The 16,448-nt window shown below is 40.0% G+C and carries 20 protein-coding genes; 14 read left to right on the forward strand and 6 right to left on the reverse strand.

Going from position 1 to position 16,448, the window contains the following annotated elements:
- Positions 1–164 precede the first annotated feature (164 nt).
- The 3 genes from KO561_RS03245 (at position 165) to KO561_RS03255 (ending at position 2,599) form a co-directional block, all read left to right on the forward strand.
- Positions 165–881, forward strand: coding sequence for a Na-translocating system protein MpsC family protein (locus tag KO561_RS03245; protein ID WP_231095720.1), 717 nt, complete (start codon positions 165–167; stop codon positions 879–881).
- A gap of 467 nt (positions 882–1,348) precedes the next feature.
- Positions 1,349–2,080 (forward strand): Cof-type HAD-IIB family hydrolase, encoded by a 732-nt coding sequence (locus KO561_RS03250; RefSeq protein ID WP_231095721.1) that lies wholly within the window; start codon positions 1,349–1,351, stop codon positions 2,078–2,080.
- Between the two features lie 12 nt (positions 2,081–2,092).
- Positions 2,093–2,599 carry a GNAT family N-acetyltransferase gene (locus tag KO561_RS03255; RefSeq protein WP_231095722.1) on the forward strand — a complete coding sequence of 169 codons (507 nt, stop codon included), beginning with the start codon at positions 2,093–2,095 and terminating at the stop codon, positions 2,597–2,599.
- Between the two features lie 5 nt (positions 2,600–2,604).
- On the opposite strand, the gene KO561_RS03260 is transcribed toward KO561_RS03255, so the two are convergent.
- Positions 2,605–2,832 carry a DUF2164 family protein gene (locus tag KO561_RS03260; RefSeq protein WP_231095723.1) on the reverse strand — a complete coding sequence of 76 codons (228 nt, stop codon included), beginning with the start codon at positions 2,830–2,832 and terminating at the stop codon, positions 2,605–2,607.
- A 165-nt stretch (positions 2,833–2,997) separates the two neighbouring features.
- Here KO561_RS03260 and KO561_RS03265 point away from each other — a divergent pair, with 165 nt between their 5' ends.
- Entirely contained in the window at positions 2,998–3,486 is a 489-nt protein-coding gene (locus KO561_RS03265; RefSeq protein ID WP_231095724.1) for a PTS sugar transporter subunit IIA, read from the forward strand.
- A gap of 50 nt (positions 3,487–3,536) precedes the next feature.
- Here KO561_RS03265 and mreBH read toward each other — a convergent pair whose 3' ends face one another.
- The gene (gene mreBH, locus KO561_RS03270) at positions 3,537–4,544 is read right to left on the reverse strand and encodes a rod-share determining protein MreBH (RefSeq protein WP_231097034.1); all 1,008 of its coding nucleotides are present in this window, start codon (positions 4,542–4,544) and stop codon (positions 3,537–3,539) included.
- A gap of 344 nt (positions 4,545–4,888) precedes the next feature.
- Positions 4,889–5,020: a YflJ family protein gene (locus KO561_RS03275; protein ID WP_231095725.1), complete on the reverse strand. Its 132-nt coding sequence runs from the start codon at positions 5,018–5,020 to the stop codon at positions 4,889–4,891.
- Between the two features lie 261 nt (positions 5,021–5,281).
- Between KO561_RS03275 and KO561_RS03280 the strand changes: the two genes are divergently transcribed.
- The 7 genes from KO561_RS03280 to KO561_RS03310 all read left to right on the forward strand — a co-directional run bounded on the left by KO561_RS03280 (position 5,282) and on the right by KO561_RS03310 (position 10,254).
- Positions 5,282–5,656 (forward strand): DnaJ family domain-containing protein, encoded by a 375-nt coding sequence (locus KO561_RS03280; RefSeq protein WP_231095726.1) that lies wholly within the window; start codon positions 5,282–5,284, stop codon positions 5,654–5,656.
- 89 nt (positions 5,657–5,745) lie between these two features.
- Complete coding sequence (locus KO561_RS03285; protein ID WP_231095727.1) at positions 5,746–6,465, forward strand: lysophospholipid acyltransferase family protein; 720 nt, start codon at positions 5,746–5,748, stop codon at positions 6,463–6,465.
- 20 nt (positions 6,466–6,485) lie between these two features.
- A complete protein-coding gene (locus tag KO561_RS03290) occupies positions 6,486–7,151 on the forward strand; it encodes an SOS response-associated peptidase (protein ID WP_231095728.1) in 666 nt (221 codons plus the stop codon).
- A 64-nt stretch (positions 7,152–7,215) separates the two neighbouring features.
- Positions 7,216–7,854, forward strand: coding sequence for an RNA polymerase sigma factor (locus KO561_RS03295; RefSeq protein ID WP_231095729.1), 639 nt, complete (start codon positions 7,216–7,218; stop codon positions 7,852–7,854).
- Positions 7,842–8,270, forward strand: coding sequence for an anti-sigma factor (locus KO561_RS03300; protein ID WP_231095730.1), 429 nt, complete (start codon positions 7,842–7,844; stop codon positions 8,268–8,270). The genes KO561_RS03295 and KO561_RS03300 overlap by 13 nt, the downstream gene beginning before the upstream one ends.
- A gap of 2 nt (positions 8,271–8,272) precedes the next feature.
- The gene (locus KO561_RS03305) at positions 8,273–9,343 is read left to right on the forward strand and encodes an NINE protein (RefSeq protein ID WP_231095731.1); all 1,071 of its coding nucleotides are present in this window, start codon (positions 8,273–8,275) and stop codon (positions 9,341–9,343) included.
- A complete protein-coding gene (locus KO561_RS03310; protein WP_231095732.1) occupies positions 9,340–10,254 on the forward strand; it encodes a hypothetical protein in 915 nt (304 codons plus the stop codon). The genes KO561_RS03305 and KO561_RS03310 overlap by 4 nt, the downstream gene beginning before the upstream one ends.
- 50 nt (positions 10,255–10,304) lie before the next feature.
- On the opposite strand, the gene KO561_RS03315 is transcribed toward KO561_RS03310, so the two are convergent.
- On the reverse strand, positions 10,305–10,742 hold the full coding sequence (locus KO561_RS03315; protein WP_231095733.1) for a CBO0543 family protein: 438 nt from the start codon (positions 10,740–10,742) through the stop codon (positions 10,305–10,307).
- A 194-nt stretch (positions 10,743–10,936) separates the two neighbouring features.
- On the reverse strand, positions 10,937–12,304 hold the full coding sequence (locus tag KO561_RS03320; RefSeq protein WP_231095734.1) for an alanine/glycine:cation symporter family protein: 1,368 nt from the start codon (positions 12,302–12,304) through the stop codon (positions 10,937–10,939).
- Positions 12,305–12,661: 357 nt separating this feature from the next.
- On the opposite strand from KO561_RS03320, the gene KO561_RS03325 reads away from it, so the two are divergent.
- Genes KO561_RS03325 through KO561_RS03335 form a run of 3 tightly spaced genes read left to right on the forward strand, consistent with a single transcriptional unit; the run spans position 12,662 to position 14,286 of the window.
- Positions 12,662–13,138 (forward strand): low molecular weight protein-tyrosine-phosphatase, encoded by a 477-nt coding sequence (locus KO561_RS03325; protein WP_231095735.1) that lies wholly within the window; start codon positions 12,662–12,664, stop codon positions 13,136–13,138.
- 2 nt (positions 13,139–13,140) lie between these two features.
- On the forward strand, positions 13,141–13,437 hold the full coding sequence (locus KO561_RS03330) for a YtxH domain-containing protein (protein WP_231095736.1): 297 nt from the start codon (positions 13,141–13,143) through the stop codon (positions 13,435–13,437).
- A gap of 9 nt (positions 13,438–13,446) precedes the next feature.
- Positions 13,447–14,286, forward strand: a complete 840-nt coding sequence (locus tag KO561_RS03335) for a YihY/virulence factor BrkB family protein (RefSeq protein WP_408004839.1) — start codon at positions 13,447–13,449, stop codon at positions 14,284–14,286.
- Between the two features lie 28 nt (positions 14,287–14,314).
- Here KO561_RS03335 and KO561_RS03340 read toward each other — a convergent pair whose 3' ends face one another.
- Entirely contained in the window at positions 14,315–16,234 is a 1,920-nt protein-coding gene (locus KO561_RS03340; protein WP_231095738.1) for a heavy metal translocating P-type ATPase, read from the reverse strand.
- Positions 16,235–16,448 lie beyond the last annotated feature (214 nt).

The raw sequence follows: 16,448 nt of genomic DNA on the forward strand, positions 1-16,448 counted from the left end.
TATTGCACGGAATGTGATTCTCCTTTAGCGAAATGGCATTCTATCCCTTCACCTAAATTTAAGTAAATCACATAAAAACGAAATATTCTATATATAAAATCTTCCAAATAATTATAACACTAAATGCCTATACTAGGATATAAGCATAGTATTTGGGGGGTATTATGGATATATCAGAGAAAACGGCGCAAATGAGTAAATATATAAGTAAACTTCTGCAAGAAAATTTTGGGAAAGGGCCCGGTGCGGTTCATGTATCGATAGGACAAGGCTTTGTTATCATCTTTATTCGCAACTTTATGTCGGCGACAGAAAGAGTGTTAATGAAAACGAAAAATGAAGACACGGTGCATAAAACAAGAGATGCGATCATGGAAGATCTAACACCATCGATCACCACAACGATGCATGACCTCTTTAACACAGATGTATATGAATTTTACTTTGATTGGAATTTACATAATAAGACAGGGATGTTTGTTGGAGTCATAGAGCAACCAGAAGATGTTCAACAAATCAGCTTTGAGGGGCAGCAAAAACTAATGGAGGAAATAGACCTAATCAGTCACTCTGTGCAACGAACTCCTGATATAAACGAGTGTTATCAAATAAACGACCGAGCCTTTGTGAATGTTCGGGAGGGATTGTTAGTACCTATCGAAAAGGAACTCATCCGTTTAGGTCACGAAGAATTGTTGCTCCTGACCAAAAGAAAGCTAGAAAAAAGCTTCTTGCACAACAACAGCCATTTTCAGAAAATATTACACCGGCGAATTGTTGACATCTTTGTAGACTGGAACTTTGAGCTCGATAAGAGTGTCATTCTTATCATCACAAGCCCGACACAACAACCAATTCAATGGAAAAGGCAGGCTCAATAAAAGAGCCTGCCTTTGTCGTTCATTCACCCAACTTGGATAATCCAAGTCTATAAAAGTAACTTGCTAAGATTACATGTAAAAACCATTTATATGAAATGTTCATAAATTGCCGCGGTCTCTATTTTCCACCTGGTATTTTTAAGCTACTACGTGTGAAACGTTAGTAGAAGAAAAACGAGTGAAGTTTTTCTCTGAACCTAAACGATGTAAGCCCTACCTCTCTTACATCCTTACGGCTCCGAAGCCGATCCAGTGTGAATTAAGTTATGCTAAAAATAAAGCAGAAAAGCCAGTATTTTTATCATTGTCTGTCATTCAAGTCACTTCTATGGCGAAGTTAAACCCTTATTATACAGGCTTTTAATTATTTGTCAAGGTATGATCGTTACAAGGTCCGCGTTGGAAGTGATTTTGGATTAGTGGTATAGTTTGGACAAAGTTAGAATGAATAGGAGGAACGAGACTATATGGCCATCAAATTAATAGCACTCGATATGGATGGAACCTTACTAAATAAAGACAATCAAGTATCGGAACAAAATAAGAGCGCCATAGCTAAAGCCCGTGAATTAGGGGTGGAAGTCGTGCTGTCGACAGGGAGACATATTAGCACCTGTAAGCCAATTGCAGATGAGTTGCTTCTATCTTCTTATCTTATTACAGTTAATGGAAGCGAGATTTGGACGACAGAAGGCGAATTAGTAGAGCGTCAACCACTAGGCCTGGAATCTATAAAGCGTCTCATCGAATTACATAAAGAGCATCAAACGGGTCTGTGGATGACATCAACGGAACAAGTATGGAGAGAGGAAATACCAGATCAGTTAGAGGAGATTTTATGGTTGAAATTTGGGTTTAATCTAAAGGATGAAACTCACCGAGATCTCATTTGGAAGGAACTCGAAAAGGATCCACAATTTGAGTTGAGTAACTCTAGTCCAACGAATATAGAAGTTAATGCGATAGGAATTAACAAAGCAACCGCATTGGAGAAGGTATGTAACCGTTTAGGTATTACGCTAGAAGAGGTCATGACTGTCGGGGACAGCCTAAATGACATAAAAATGATTAAGGAAGCAGGATTAGGAATTGCGATGGAGAATGCACAACCTGCTGTGAAAAAAGCTGCGGATTGGGTAACAGGTCACCATGATCAATCTGGTGTGGCACAGGCCATTGAAAAATGGGTCCTACAATAGGAGGCGGATCATATGGGGAGAGTTGTTACTACATCTGAGCGGTTGCAGCTTCGAAAAATGGTTCAGGATGATGTAGATTACTTGCAGGAAATATTCGCAGATCCGATTGCGATGCATTATTATCCTGCGACAAAAAATATAGAAGAAACGAAGCGGTGGATTGACTGGACGAAGGAAAACTATAGCAAATATAATATTGGCCTTTGGATGGTAGAGGATAAGGAAACGAGCTCCTTCCTAGGTCAATGTGGCCTCGTTCCACAAAAAGTAGACGGAGAAGTGAGAATCGAAGTTGGTTATTTGTTCAAACGCTCGGTATGGGGCAATGGTTTTGCAACAGAAGCTGCCCAAGCTTGCTTGAATTATGGAAAGAGTCATTTAGACATTTCGGAATTCATCTCTCTCATCGATGTCGAAAACACTCCGTCTATCAAAGTAGCGGAACGAATTGGGATGACGTATGAAAAAAAGATCGAAAAATGGGACAAGGACATAGCTGTATATTCCATTCGTTTGTAGGGAGTTTACTTTTCTAGTTCAAAGATGTCCTCTAACTTCTCTTGTAGGAAAGTATGGGCATCACGAACACCAATGTTGTAAATGAGGGGAGCAAGGTCCTTCATGAAGAAATCTAATACTAAAAAAGCGGCTAATTCTCCGAGTTCCTCTCCACGCTCTTCTAAGAAATAGGTTTGAATAAGACTGGTCATTTCTTTTTTCTCGGCATCGGTTAATGGAATAGCTGGTTTCATCATACATTCTCCTTTCTTGGTTATTTTAAGTATAAAGGAGATAGGCTCTGTGTGAAAGAAGGGCCTTAGTATAATAGTTGCGATTCTGATTATAATGCGATAGCCTTTATCTTAAGAATAGGATAAAAAGAATCAGAAATAGATAGAAGTTAAGGAGGCTAACCTATGTTTAAAAAACTATTTGGTAAAAATGATGCTCCTAAAGAGGAAAAAGTAGTGGCACCTGTATCTGGGAAGGTTGTACCATTATCAGAAGTTCCAGACCCTACATTTTCGGAAAAAATGATGGGCGATGGAGTGGCGATTATTCCAAGTGAGGGAAAAATCGTTTCTCCGGTAGATGGGAAAATCCTGCAAGTATTTCCGACGAAGCATGCGGTCGGAATTGAATCGAAAGCAGGAGTCGAATACCTCATTCATATCGGATTAGAAACCGTATCTTTAAATGGGGAAGGCTTTGAAGCACACGTAAGTCAAGGAGACAAGGTTTCATCAGGGGACCCGTTAATTACAGTTGACCTGGATATCATTTCTGAGAAAGCCTCATCCACTATTACTCCCATTGTGATTACGAATGAAGTTTCCAACATAGAAAGCTATACAGATCAAGAAGCTAAACATGGAGAAACAGTTGTATTAAATATCACAAAATAATTTAATCAAACGATTAATTAAAAGAAAGGAGCCCTAGCAGGCTCCTTCTCTTATTTCGCGGCTTTTTGCAATTTGTTAATCATTTTGATAGCGCGACCAGTTCCAATAGCCACAGACTCTAGTGGTTGTGGGGCAATGTGAACAGGTACGTGTAATTCTTCTGCTAACCATTGCTGCATGCCTTTCAATAAAGCACCGCCACCAGTTATGGTCACTCCGTGATCTACGATGTCTCCACTTAATTCTGGTGGACAGTTTTCTAGTGTGGCATGGATGGTTTCTAGGATAGATTCCAAGGATTCTTTAATGGCTTCCTGTACTTGTGTAGAAGTGACCGTTATCGTTTTGGGTAAACCTGTCACTAAGTCTCTACCACGAACATCCATGGATTCTTCTTTGTGATCAATTAAAGCATAACCGATTTCCATCTTGAGGTTTTCGGCTGTTCTTTCTCCAATTAAAATATTGTAATGTTTACGGATGTATTGAATAATCTCTTCATCCATTTTGTCTCCACCTGTTCTTACTGATCGGCAGGATACAACACCGCCGAAGGAAATAATCCCAACCTCGCTCGTTCCGCCTCCGATATCAACAATCACATTGGCGACAGGCTCGTCCACTGGTAAATCTGCTCCAATGGCAGCAGCAACCGGTTCTTCAATGAGGTGTACTTCTTTTGCTCCATAGCTTTTAACCGCGTTATGTATAGCTCTTCTTTCAACGGTTGTACTGCCGGACGGTGTACAAACAACAACAGTCGGTTTGCGCATGGATACACCGACTTTCTTACTAACTTTCTTTAAAATTTCTCTAAGCATTTGAGCTGTTATATCATAGTCAGCGATCACTCCATCCTTAAGCGGACGAATCGGTATAATATTCCGTGGTGTCTTTCCAACCATTTCCTTTGCTTCCGTACCTACTGCGACAACGCTTTTCGTTTTCGTATCAATCGCTACGACAGAGGGTTCATTTAAGACAATTCCCTTAGCTTTCGTATAAACAAGTATATTGGCTGTGCCAAGATCTATTCCAATTTCTGCATTTGCAAACATCACAAGCGCTCCTCCAATGATGAACATTTTTCCTATTCATAGCATTTCTCAAAATGGAATATATTTATGGGGGTGAGGAGGTAGTAAATGTTGGAAAGTGTAAAATTATATCGAAAGAACTAGAATAGAAGCATTAGGAAGCGAAGCGGGTTTATCGAGGTCTCACCGCTGAGTAGGGTCTATAAGTGAGTTATAGGAGAACTGTAAGACGTTCTTATCTAGCCTGCAAAACTGAACTGGAGCTGGACGTGGCTGTTGATACATGTTATCCACACATAGCTAATTTTATAATTTCCTGCTAAGCAATAAAAAAGCAGTAGCTTGGACTACTGCTTCAAGTTGAATTAATTTTTCTTTTCGTCTAATAGGTTTGCAAGTACGTGAGCCTTGTATTTCTCAATATAACGCCCTTCGTGAGTTCGTACACCTAGACTTTTTAATTCTTCCACATACCAACCTTTACTTCCTACGTGCATTCCTATCATCCTTCCCTTTGATTTTTCGTGCCCATTTTAACATCTCAACCTTTATAACGAAAGTGATTTACATATACTATGAATATGGGAGAAAAACGTTCTTCATGACAAGGAAAAGGTTCGTATAAATAAAAACGTATATCAAATAGGGAGTAGTTCCTCTCTTTAGGCGTGATCACTCCTATTAGGAAGTATTTGCTTAAGCTTTCGATGATGATTTCTTGTTATAATGAAAGAAAGCATACGAAAGGGGCTGGACTTATGGATTTTGTAACGTTGATGGCAGAAGAAAAGATTAAAAAAGCCATATCCGAAGGAAAGCTTGATAATTTGGAAGGGAAAGGTAAGCCGCTAAAGCTAGAAGATTTATCTTCGATTCCAGAGGATATGCGAACTAGTTATTTAATGATGAAAAACTCCGGTTATTTACCAGAAGAGGTTAAATTAAATAAAGAGCTTGTCCAATTGCGGGAGCTCATCCGTTGCTGTGAAGATCCGGACCAGCTTGCGGAACACAAAAAAAGATTGTCTGAAAAAGAAATGCACTATGATATGTTGATGGAGAAGCGAAAGCTAAATAGTTCCACTGCTTTCAAACGATATTCAGGAAAAATTCGAAATAGATTAGGGCTCTAACACTCTGCGGCAACAAACGTGGAGTGTTTTTTCTTTTCAAAAGCGGCAGCATGGTATAATGATAAAAAGAGAAAAAAGGGGAGACGAAGGTGCGTAGTTTATGGATTTATGTATATGCGGCCTTTTGCATTATGCGAAGTGTACCGAAGTTATTAAGAATTGATAAAAGGGCGGAATCTGTTCCCTCTGAAAAACGAGATGTTTTTGTATTTGAAACTCCGAAAACCGTATCTCAAAAAGTTTTTAAAAAAACCGGTTCTACGATTGAAGTTGTTGGAAAAGAACATTTGCCAGAAGGGCCGGCTTTATTTGTAGCCAATCATCAAGGTTTATTTGATATCCCTGTTTTGCTAGGATATTTAGGCAAACCTATTGGCTTTATAGCAAAAGAAGAAATTAAAAAAATTCCAGTTATCCCGAACTGGATGATAAGAATACATTGTGTGTTTCTGAATCGTAAGGACCGCCGGGGTGCTGTTCAAGTCATCAATGACGGAATTGACAATTTAAAGGCAGGTCATTCCATGGTGATTTTTCCTGAAGGGACAAGAAGTCGCAGTTCGAAGGTCCATGAATTTAAACCGGGTAGTTTACGTCTCGGGACGAAGTCTGGTGTTCCCATTGTGCCGGTCGCCATTAATGGAACGTATAAAATGATGGAAGAGAAAAACGGCAAGCTTCAAGGAACACATATTCAGTTAACGATATGTAATCCTATAACGCCGGAACAGTACCAAGGTTTGAAAAATAGCGAACTTGCAGTACAAATTCAGCATACGATCGAAGCGGCAATCCTACCAAACCAATAAGTTTTATAGGAGGTGTAAGGATGTGTGGACGGTTTACCCTTCACGCAAGTAAAGAGGAATTATTTGATCAGTTTGAATTGGATCAGCTTTTTGAAGAGTTTGAACCTAGGTATAATATTGCACCAGGGCAGCGAGTTTTGGCGATTATTCATGATGGGAATAAAAGACGAGCAGGCTATCTTAAGTGGGGTCTCGTACCAGGATGGGCAAAGGATCCTAAGATTGGTTATAAAATGATAAACGCACGAAGTGAATCTGCTCATCAAAAACCGAGTTTTAAACAATTATTGTCGAGCAAGCGCTGCTTAATCATCGCGGATAGCTTTTATGAATGGAAGCGGGATGAAAAGGGAAAGCAACCGAAGCGAATTGCTCCTAAAAATAGAAAACTGTTCGCTTTTGCTGGTCTCTGGGATAAGTGGACTAATGATGAGGAGGAGCTTTTCACTTGTACGATTCTAACGCAAGATGCAAATGACTTTATGAAAGACATACATGACCGTATGCCAGTCATCCTCCCGAAGGAAAAGGAAGCGGAATGGCTAGAGCCGAAGAAGTGGACTCTGCAAGAGGCCAGTCATTTTCTAGCTCAGGTAGGCATGGAGGACCTAGAGGCATACAATGTGAGTCCCTATGTGAACGCTGCTAGGAATGAAGGAGAAGCGTGTATTGAACCATTGATATAGTGCCTGTCACGCCCCAACATTTGTCGAATTCGACAAATGTTGGGACGAGACTAGGCGTTTTTTTATGAAAAAATTTAAGAAAGTATGTAGCCCTTCTCAAACTTTTTCTCGTCTATTACTACGGAAGCAAAAGGAAAGGGGGGAGAGGATCATTCATGAGGAGCGACTCATAAAGAAAATTTTAGCTGGTAACCAACAGGCAATGCGAGTCCTCATTGAAACATACAGGCAGCATGTCTTTAACATTACGTACAGTGTATTACGTGATCCTCAGGAAGCGGAGGACATCGCTCAAGAGACTTTTATTAAATTGATGGATGCTCTCCCCACCTATCAATTCCAAGGTTTCAAGACATGGTTAGGGAAGATAGCTCTAAACAAAGCCATTGATTACAAGCGTAAAAAGCAACGGGCAAAAGAGGATCTTATATATTCTGAAAAGGAATTTGCAATTCCAACGATGGGTAGTACAGAAGATCAGGTCGTCGATCACTTTATTCGGAGGAGAGTCCGGGATGCCATCGGAGAATTGCCAGAAACTTTAAGGCTGGCGGTTTGGTATTACTACATAGAGGATCTATCTTATCAGGAAATCTCTAAAAAACTAAGCATTGAGGAATCAACTGTAAAAATGAGGCTTTACCGAGCACGAAAGTGGATGAAAACGAATTGGAAGGAGGAGGATTTTTCATGGAACACGTAAAACAAGATGAAATGGTTGCGTATATTTCGGATACTTTATCAGGAGATGTTCGGGTAGTTGTGGAAGAGCATTTGTACAACTGCGATGATTGTATGGCTCACTATCTGGAATGCTTGGAACAGGAAGCGAAAGATATCGCGATGAACGAATCCTTCACAGATAAAACGATGACGATCATGGAAAGCATATATCCAACCGTTTCGAAGAATCCTGTCTACTCCAATACGAAAAATAAAACAATAGTTCACTATATATTAGCTGCTTCTTTAACACTTATTTTAGTAATGTCGGGGGTCTTTCAAAATGCCTTAAGCATTACAGACGGACCAAAAATGCAAAATGACACGCCATTTACCCATAAGATTATGGATAGAACAAGCGGGTTTCTTGATAAATGGTTAGAGGAGGGAAGATGATTATGAAGAAATCACCATTACTTGCATTGTTATGTAGCATTATTCCGGGTGTAGGACATTTTTATATGGGAAGAAAATTAAGAGGTTTCATTTATCTTATCGCGTTTTTTGGTTCTTTATCTTTCGTTTTTATGTACATGACCGTCAATTATTATGATGCGGAGGCACTGATATTAGTCCCATTGTTTATCTGGTTTGTTAATATCATCGATATCATCTTCACGTTGATGTATCGTCCAGGTAACACAGCGCAAGAAAAGGATTTTGAAAACATAAAACAGGATAATCAGCGTTTCCAAACGATTCTATTATCGTTCATTCCAGGTGTTGGCCATTTTAATTTAGGTCTTAACCAAAGAGGACTAACGTTTTTAGTAGGATTCTTTGGAATAGGGACCATGGTGCTGTTTGTTTCCATTGTTACCCATCAAGGCGGATTTATAGTGTTCTTGTTAGCTCTTCCAATCATCTGGATCTATAGCTTGTTTGATACGATTCAGCTATTGAATAAAAAAGAAAATGGGGAAGCATTAGAAGATAAAACGGTTTTAGATGACTTCAATAGCTTAAGGGAGCAAGGAAAGAAAAGCAGGATGCTTTCCACTGTCTTAGCTATTTTTCCTGGTGCAGGTCATATGTATTTAGGTTTACAGAAGCGTGGCCTTCAACTAATGATTGCCTTTTTGTTATCTATCTATATCTTGGATGTGCTTCAACTATCTATCTTTTTATTTCTGATCCCGATTATATGGTTCTTTAGCTTCTTTGATTGCTTGCAGCAGGCTAATCGAGTAGAAGCAGGTGTCGTAGAGGATGTACCGGTTGTCGATTATTTTATCAACCATCAAAAGTGGATAGGAATCGGACTTCTACTTTTAGGAGCGTTTTATCTTTTTGATTCGATCCTAGTTCCAACATTACTGTACAAAATTTCTGCAGCAATGCAAGTGGACCTATCCTATTTCTATCACAATTATTTTCAAGGATTAATTGTTTGTTTTCTACTCATTGCGGGAGGCTTCAAGCTTATTATGGGTTCTAGAAAAGAACAGAAGAAGGAGGCGAAGGAATGAGACAATGGCGGGTTGGTTCTATATCGATGGGTGCAGCTCTAATTGGTCTAGGAATTGTTCTATTTCTAGCAACCTTGAATAAATGGGATCTATCAGTAGTGTCCTTATCGTGGCTACCCATCATTTTAATCATCCTAGGAATGGAAATGATTGTGTATCTGTTTCTTTCCAAAAAGGAACAGCCTATTGTAAAGTATGACATACTCTCCATCGTATTTATTTCTGTTCTCGGTGTCTTGGCGATTGGTTTATTTGTCTTATCTTCTTCGGGTTTAATTGGTCAGTTCACGCAGCTCGTTCATGCAAAAGAAAGTCAGGTTGCTCTACCAAAAGTTGAAAAAGCCTTGGGAGAGGATATCGAACAAATTGTGATTCAATCGGAATCAGGTAATGATGTGACAATTGAGGCAAATGCATCAGATCAGTTGGACCTGTTTGGAACATATGTATCAACAACTATGGATGAACCGATTGAGAAAGAGGATTATGCGAATATAACTCAATCAGGGAATACGCTGTACGTGCAACTGTTACGGGCACCGATGCAAGATTGGCTTGATGATGGCATGTCCACCTACCAAATCACGATATCTTTGCCTGCAAATTTGGACGTGGAGGTTCGTTCCTATATCCAGCATGTTCAAATTCCGATGGATCTCATCCAAGGAAACTGGTATATCCAATCAGCAGAAGAAGTAGTCGCAAGTGGATGGCAAGAATCGAAAGTATCTTTCATTGCAAGTACTTCACATGTGGAAGAGCTAGTCTCTGTAAACTGGGATAAGCAAGAAGCTAGATCGGAGAAAAGGGAGTGGGAGGATCCACATGGCAAGACTTTAGAGAAAAACGTCAAGCAAGCAACAGCTCAGGTTTCTATTGCTGATACACAAAACATAATTGTAAAGCATTGAGAAAAGAGAGGCTCTAGTAAAATGGAACTTTACTTGAGCCTCTCTTGTTTTTATGTGAAAAATTCCCTTACAATCTTCCAATTAAAATATAGGAAAAGATATAAAATAGGGTAAATAACCGCGGAATATAACAGAGACCAATTGTTGTGGTAAAAGAACTCGGTCTGCAAAGCGATCCACTCATAGACAACTCCGAATATGGACCAACCGAAGATGTAACAAGTCTTTTTAGTTAGGGATTTTGCAACAGGGAAAAAATTTAAAAAGATGATATTAACGGCAGGGTAAATGCCAAGAATGGCAATTAAGTTTTCCCAGTCCACTCCTTTATCAAAGTAGCCATATAAATTCCACTTAAGATCTAGGAAGATATCAGTGACTAGGTTAAGAACGACCGCAAACAAAGACGTTGTGTACATTTCCGATCGAGTGAGTTGTTTCGGAATGAAGTAGGCGAGTAAACTTAGAATGATGGCTGTTCCAGTCATCAAGATCATATGCGGTATATAGTGTCCCCTTTTTTAAGTTTTGGTGTCTGTTTGCTTGTCATTCTATCCCTACATTCTTTTGAGATTTTACTTATTACTATTTGATATGGTCGGAAATTTATGCTCGTTATTTTTAGGTGCATGTAAAAAACGGGGCGCGAATTTGCACCCCGTTTCAAATTATTAGGAAGATATTAACTCGCGTTACTCTGCGCTCGTTCTTGTTCGCGTTCTTCTCTTGCAATTTTAAAGAAGCGCTTTGTCTCCGCAGCGACCACTCCAGAAAGGCCGAGTAGTCCGATTAAGTTCGGGAATGCCATTAAGCCGTTCATAATATCCGCAATACCCCATACAGCATCAAGACCTGCAACTGCACCTACTAAGACAAATAGGACGAATACGGCACGATAGTAGGCAATCGATTTATCGCTAAATAGATAACTGAAACATTTTTCTCCGTAGTAAGACCAGCCGACAATCGTAGAGAAAGCAAAGAAGATGGTTCCGATCGTTACAATGTACATACCTGCATCTCCGAGGAATAAGGAGAAGGACTCTGTTGTAAGGGCAGCCCCTTCCAATCCACCAGCATACATATCTGCCATAACGATGGTAACACCTGTGATGGTACAAACAAGAATCGTATCAATAAACACCTGTGTCATCGATACTAGTGCTTGTCGCGCTGGGTAATCTGTTTTTGCAGCGGCAGCAGCAATTGGTGCAGAACCGAGACCTGCCTCATTGGAGAACACTCCACGGGCTACCCCATAACGAATGGCTGTACCTAATAGCCCACCACCGATAGCGCTTCCAGTAAAGGCATCGGAGAAAATAGTACTAAATGCTGTAGGTAATAAATCAAAATTAAGAATGATAATGATAAGTCCACCTAAGATGTAGAAGGCAGCCATGATTGGAACAAAGAATGACGTTACTCGTCCAATGCTTTTTACACCGCCAAGAATTACAACACCGGCCAATACAGCTAAAACAACCCCTGTTATCCATGTTGGGACACTAAAAGAAGATTCAAGGACATCAGATACTGTATTGGATTGCACCATATTTCCGATTCCGAAAGCTGCAAAGGAACCAAAAATGGCAAATAAAATACCGAGCCATTTGGCATTCAGTCCTTTTTCTAAGTAATACATCGGACCACCAGACATTTCCCCACGACTGTTGGTCACACGATATTTAACCGCTAAAACAGCTTCGGCATATTTCGTAGCCATTCCAAGTAGGGCTGTTAGCCACATCCAAAATACGGCTCCAGGTCCCCCTAACACAACAGCTGTTGCTACACCGGCGATATTACCTGTACCAATTGTAGCGGCCATCGCAGTAGTGAGCGCTTGATAGTGACTGATGTCACCTTGTGACTTTTTGTCTTGCTTTCCGGGACTAAATGCTAGCTTTAAAGCATAAGGTAGGCTTCGAATCTGCAAAAAACCTAAGCGAATCGTAAGGTATAATCCGGTTCCGACGAGAAGAATAAGAAGAGGTGCTCCCCACACATAGCCGCTGATCTTACCAATGATCTCCATAAACGTTTCCATAAAACTCCCCCTTTTTAATAGTCCGTACAATTAGAATTTTCCGAAAACAACAAGGAAAAGTCAAGCCCTCTTCCAGAAAAATAGGGTAATGTGCTCATCTAGGAAATGATAAAATTTATGTATGTGGACAACTTGGTTAAGAAGTAGGGCCACTTCAGCTCCAGCCCAGATACGCGAGGGCTAGATACGAACGTCCAGCAGTTCCCCTACAGGGACAAGCTCTGTCACTTGCGGAGGCCAACTTATGCCGTCGTATTTGATCAAGCCGCTTCGCTCCTAACGCGATCAGCAATGCTTATGGATGCAAAGATGAATAATGTATAATTAGTTTCAGTAATATAAGGAGGGGTACTACCTATGGTACGAGTATTATTTCTATGTTTGGGGAATATTTGTCGGTCACCGATGGCAGAAGCGGTTTTTCGCCATTTCATAAAAATTGAAGGTTTGGAACAGGATATAGAGGTGGATTCGGCGGGGATTGGAAGTTGGCATGAAGGTAATCCGCCACACCAAGGTACACAAAGCATCTTAAACCAGCACTCCATATCATTTGATGGAATGGTTGCACGCCAAGTAAAGGAACAGGATAAGGATGACTTCCATTACATCATTGCGATGGATGATCAAAATATACAAGACTTAAAGGAGTTCATTCCGGTTTCGGAAGGTGTTGTGATCAAAAAACTAACGGATTACATATCTGATAAGACAGTTGTACATGTACCAGATCCATACTTTACTGGAGATTTTGACTACACGTATAAACTCATAAGTGAAGGCTGTCGAGAACTTCTCGAACAAATAAAACAGGAATTACGAAGAGAGGGATAATCATGGGGCAAAATAAAATGTTAAAAGGAATCCTCATTGGTGCTGTAGTAGGTGGTGCTATATCTCTATTGGATCGAACAACGAGAAAAGAAGTAATGAAGCACGGGAAGGCATTGATGGATTACAGTGTTTATTATAAAAATCATCCTTCTGAGGCTCTACAAGACGTACAAGATTTTTATTCTGGTGTTTTACAAAAAGCCTCCACCTTTACGGATAATTCAGTGGATATGCTTAAGGATGTAGAGGATTTTTTGGAAAAGGTAAATCATATCAGTAATCGTTCTAGTAACTCGTAAGCAGAGAGGATGAGAGGTTTGCATACCATAACATCATTCCTACGCCAATTAATCAGACGACTTTTAGAAGATGATGTGTTTGGCTTGGCAGCTCAACTCGCCTATTTTTTCTTGCTATCTTTATTTCCATTCTTAATCTTTTTATTCACCTTAATTGGCTATCTTCCATTTGATAAGATTAATGTTCTTGGGGTAATTTCGGACTACGCGCCACCCGACATAGTACATATGATTGAAACGAACCTGCAGGAGCTTGTTGAGCATAAGAGTGGGGGATTACTGTCTATTGGGATTATTGGTACGTTATGGTCGGCATCTAATGGGATTAACGCCATCATTCGTGCCTTTAACCATGCATATAACGTGGAAGAAGACCGATCCTTTATCGTAGCTCGTCTTATTGCGATTGTTCTTACCGTCTTTATGATCGTAGTGATTGGAGTTGCTTTCCTTTTGCCTATTTTCGGGCAAGCAATAGGGGTCTACGTATTTTCGATGTTTGGTTTATCCGAAGGTTTCCTTCAAGTATGGGAGGCGCTGCGTTGGGGTATTTCATCTGTTGTCATCATTATTGTCCTTCTAGCGCTTTATAAAATAGCCCCAAATAAAAAGGTTAAGATAAAGAACGTAATAGTTGGGGCTGTTTTTGCAACCATTGCTTGGCAATTCGTTTCTTTGGCCTTTTCCTATTACGTTAGCTCGATTGGAAATTATACAGCGACTTATGGGAGCCTAGGTGGGGTTATTGTCTTAATGATATGGTTTTACTTATCTGGGATTATTATCATAATGGGTGGAGAAATCAACGCATTACTTCGAGATATGAAGCATGAAAAAGCTGACCGATAAAAGATATTCGATCAGCTTTTTTATGTCCCTATTTGGATGATAGTAACCTTAATCCATTTAATATAACTAAAATGGTACTGCCTTCGTGACCAATAACTCCAAAGGGTAGGTCAATCCATTGAGCAAAATTACTAGCGATTAATAGTAAAATGACGGCTGTTGAAAAAATAAGGTTCTGTTTTATGATGCGATTCATTTTCTTAGACAAATCAATTGCCTGAGCGATTTTCGTTAAGTCGTTTTTCATGAGAACGACATCAGCTGTTTCTAATGCAACATCAGAGCCTTCTCCCATAGCAATTCCAACATTGGCTGTTGCAAGAGCTGGAGCGTCGTTAATACCGTCTCCGACCATTGCAACGTTTTGGTACTTCACAATATGGGACACTTTATCATCTGGAAGACAGGATGCCACGTATTCATCTATTCCGGCGTGTTTAGCGATAGCTTTTGCAGTTTCCGGCTGATCTCCTGTTAACATGACCGTCCGAATCCCGGTCTTTTTAAGAATCTCAATCGCATCTGCTGCATTTCTTCTAATTGTATCCTGTAAAGCGAATAGTCCAATCACTTTGCCATCTCGACTAACGACTACTACCGTTTTCCCTTCCCCTGCTAAACGGCTTATCATGCCGTTTTGGAAGGTTACTACATGATCTTCCCCTACTAGCTTAGCATTCCCGATCTTCCATTGTGTTCCGTCTATAACAGCCGCTACCCCTTTCCCGCTTTCATCTTGAATGAAGTCGACGTTAGGGACATTAAGCTGATGATGCGTCCGACTAGCCTCCACAATGGCTTTTGCTAACGGATGATTGGACTGTCGTTCGATTGCTTCGATGGTAGCATAAATAGAAGGGTCATTTTCTATAAAGAATGTATCTGTAACGACAGGTTTTCCGTTCGTTAATGTACCGGTTTTATCAAAGACGATAGTCTGGATACTGGCAAGCTGCTCGGCATATACTCCACCTTTAAATAAAATACCTTGCTTCGCTCCTCGCGAAATAGCGGACAAGGTGGCAGGCATAATGGATGCGACGACGGCACATGGAGATGCAACGACGAGTAGAACCATCGCGCGATAGATGGTTTCAGACCAGCTCCAACCTAAAAAAAAGTGAGGCAAGAACATCATTAAAGCCACGGATACGAGCACAATTTTTACATACAACCCTTCAAAGCGTTCAATCATTTGTTGAGAAGGGGATTTTTGATCCTGTGCCGATTGCACCATATTAATAATCTTTTGGAACAGAGTTTCACTAGATAATGTGGTCATCTCTACTTTAATACTGGATGAACCATTTATCGTTCCGGCAAACACTGTACTTCCTATTTGTTTAGCAACCGGGATCGACTCCCCAGTTATGGCGCTCTCATCAATGGCTGTTTCCCCTTGAATAATGGTGCCATCTACTGGCATTCTTTCTCCTGGCTTAACAAGAATGATATCGCCTTTTTTTAAAGAAGCTACTGGAACGATTTCCTCGATGTCATGACTAATTCGAAGTGCTTCCTCTGGTTGTAGCGCAAGTAGGTTGGAAAGCTCTTGTTCATTTTTATTTAACGTATAAGTCTCAAGTGCCCCAGATAAGGCGAAAATAAAAATAAGAATTGCGCCTTCCGTCCAATAGCCAATACTAGCAGCACCTATAGCCGCGAGTACCATTAACATCTCTACATTTAATGTTCGATTCTCTATCGTTTCTTGAATGCCTTCTTTGGCTTTTGCGTAGCCACCGATAAGAAAGGCAGCTACATGTATAACAATCCATGTAGATTCGGTTATATGGTTTTGATTAGTCCATACGTATAAAAGAAGTAAACCGCTTATAATGGCCGCTAAAAGCTCCCCGTGTTTTTTAAGAAATAAAATAAAAGGAGAGGGTAGCTTGAATGAATGGGTTATAAGGCTTTTATCGGAAAGGGATGGCGGTAGATTCATATAGGTTCCTCCTCTAATTGAGAATGATAATGACTTGCAGTTTCCTGAAATACTAGTTTAAGTAAGTGAGTTATTTATAATTATTATAAATAAATAGGTAAAATAATAATAACATTTATAAAAGATAAGTCAATAGATTAGAATTATTATAATTAAAGAAGAACTTTAGTGAAACAGAGTGGATAAATTATAGAAACAGAAGCTAGAACTGTTG

Source organism: Radiobacillus kanasensis (genome assembly GCF_021049245.1).
In the GTDB taxonomy this organism is placed as follows: domain Bacteria; phylum Bacillota; class Bacilli; order Bacillales; family Amphibacillaceae; genus Radiobacillus; species Radiobacillus kanasensis.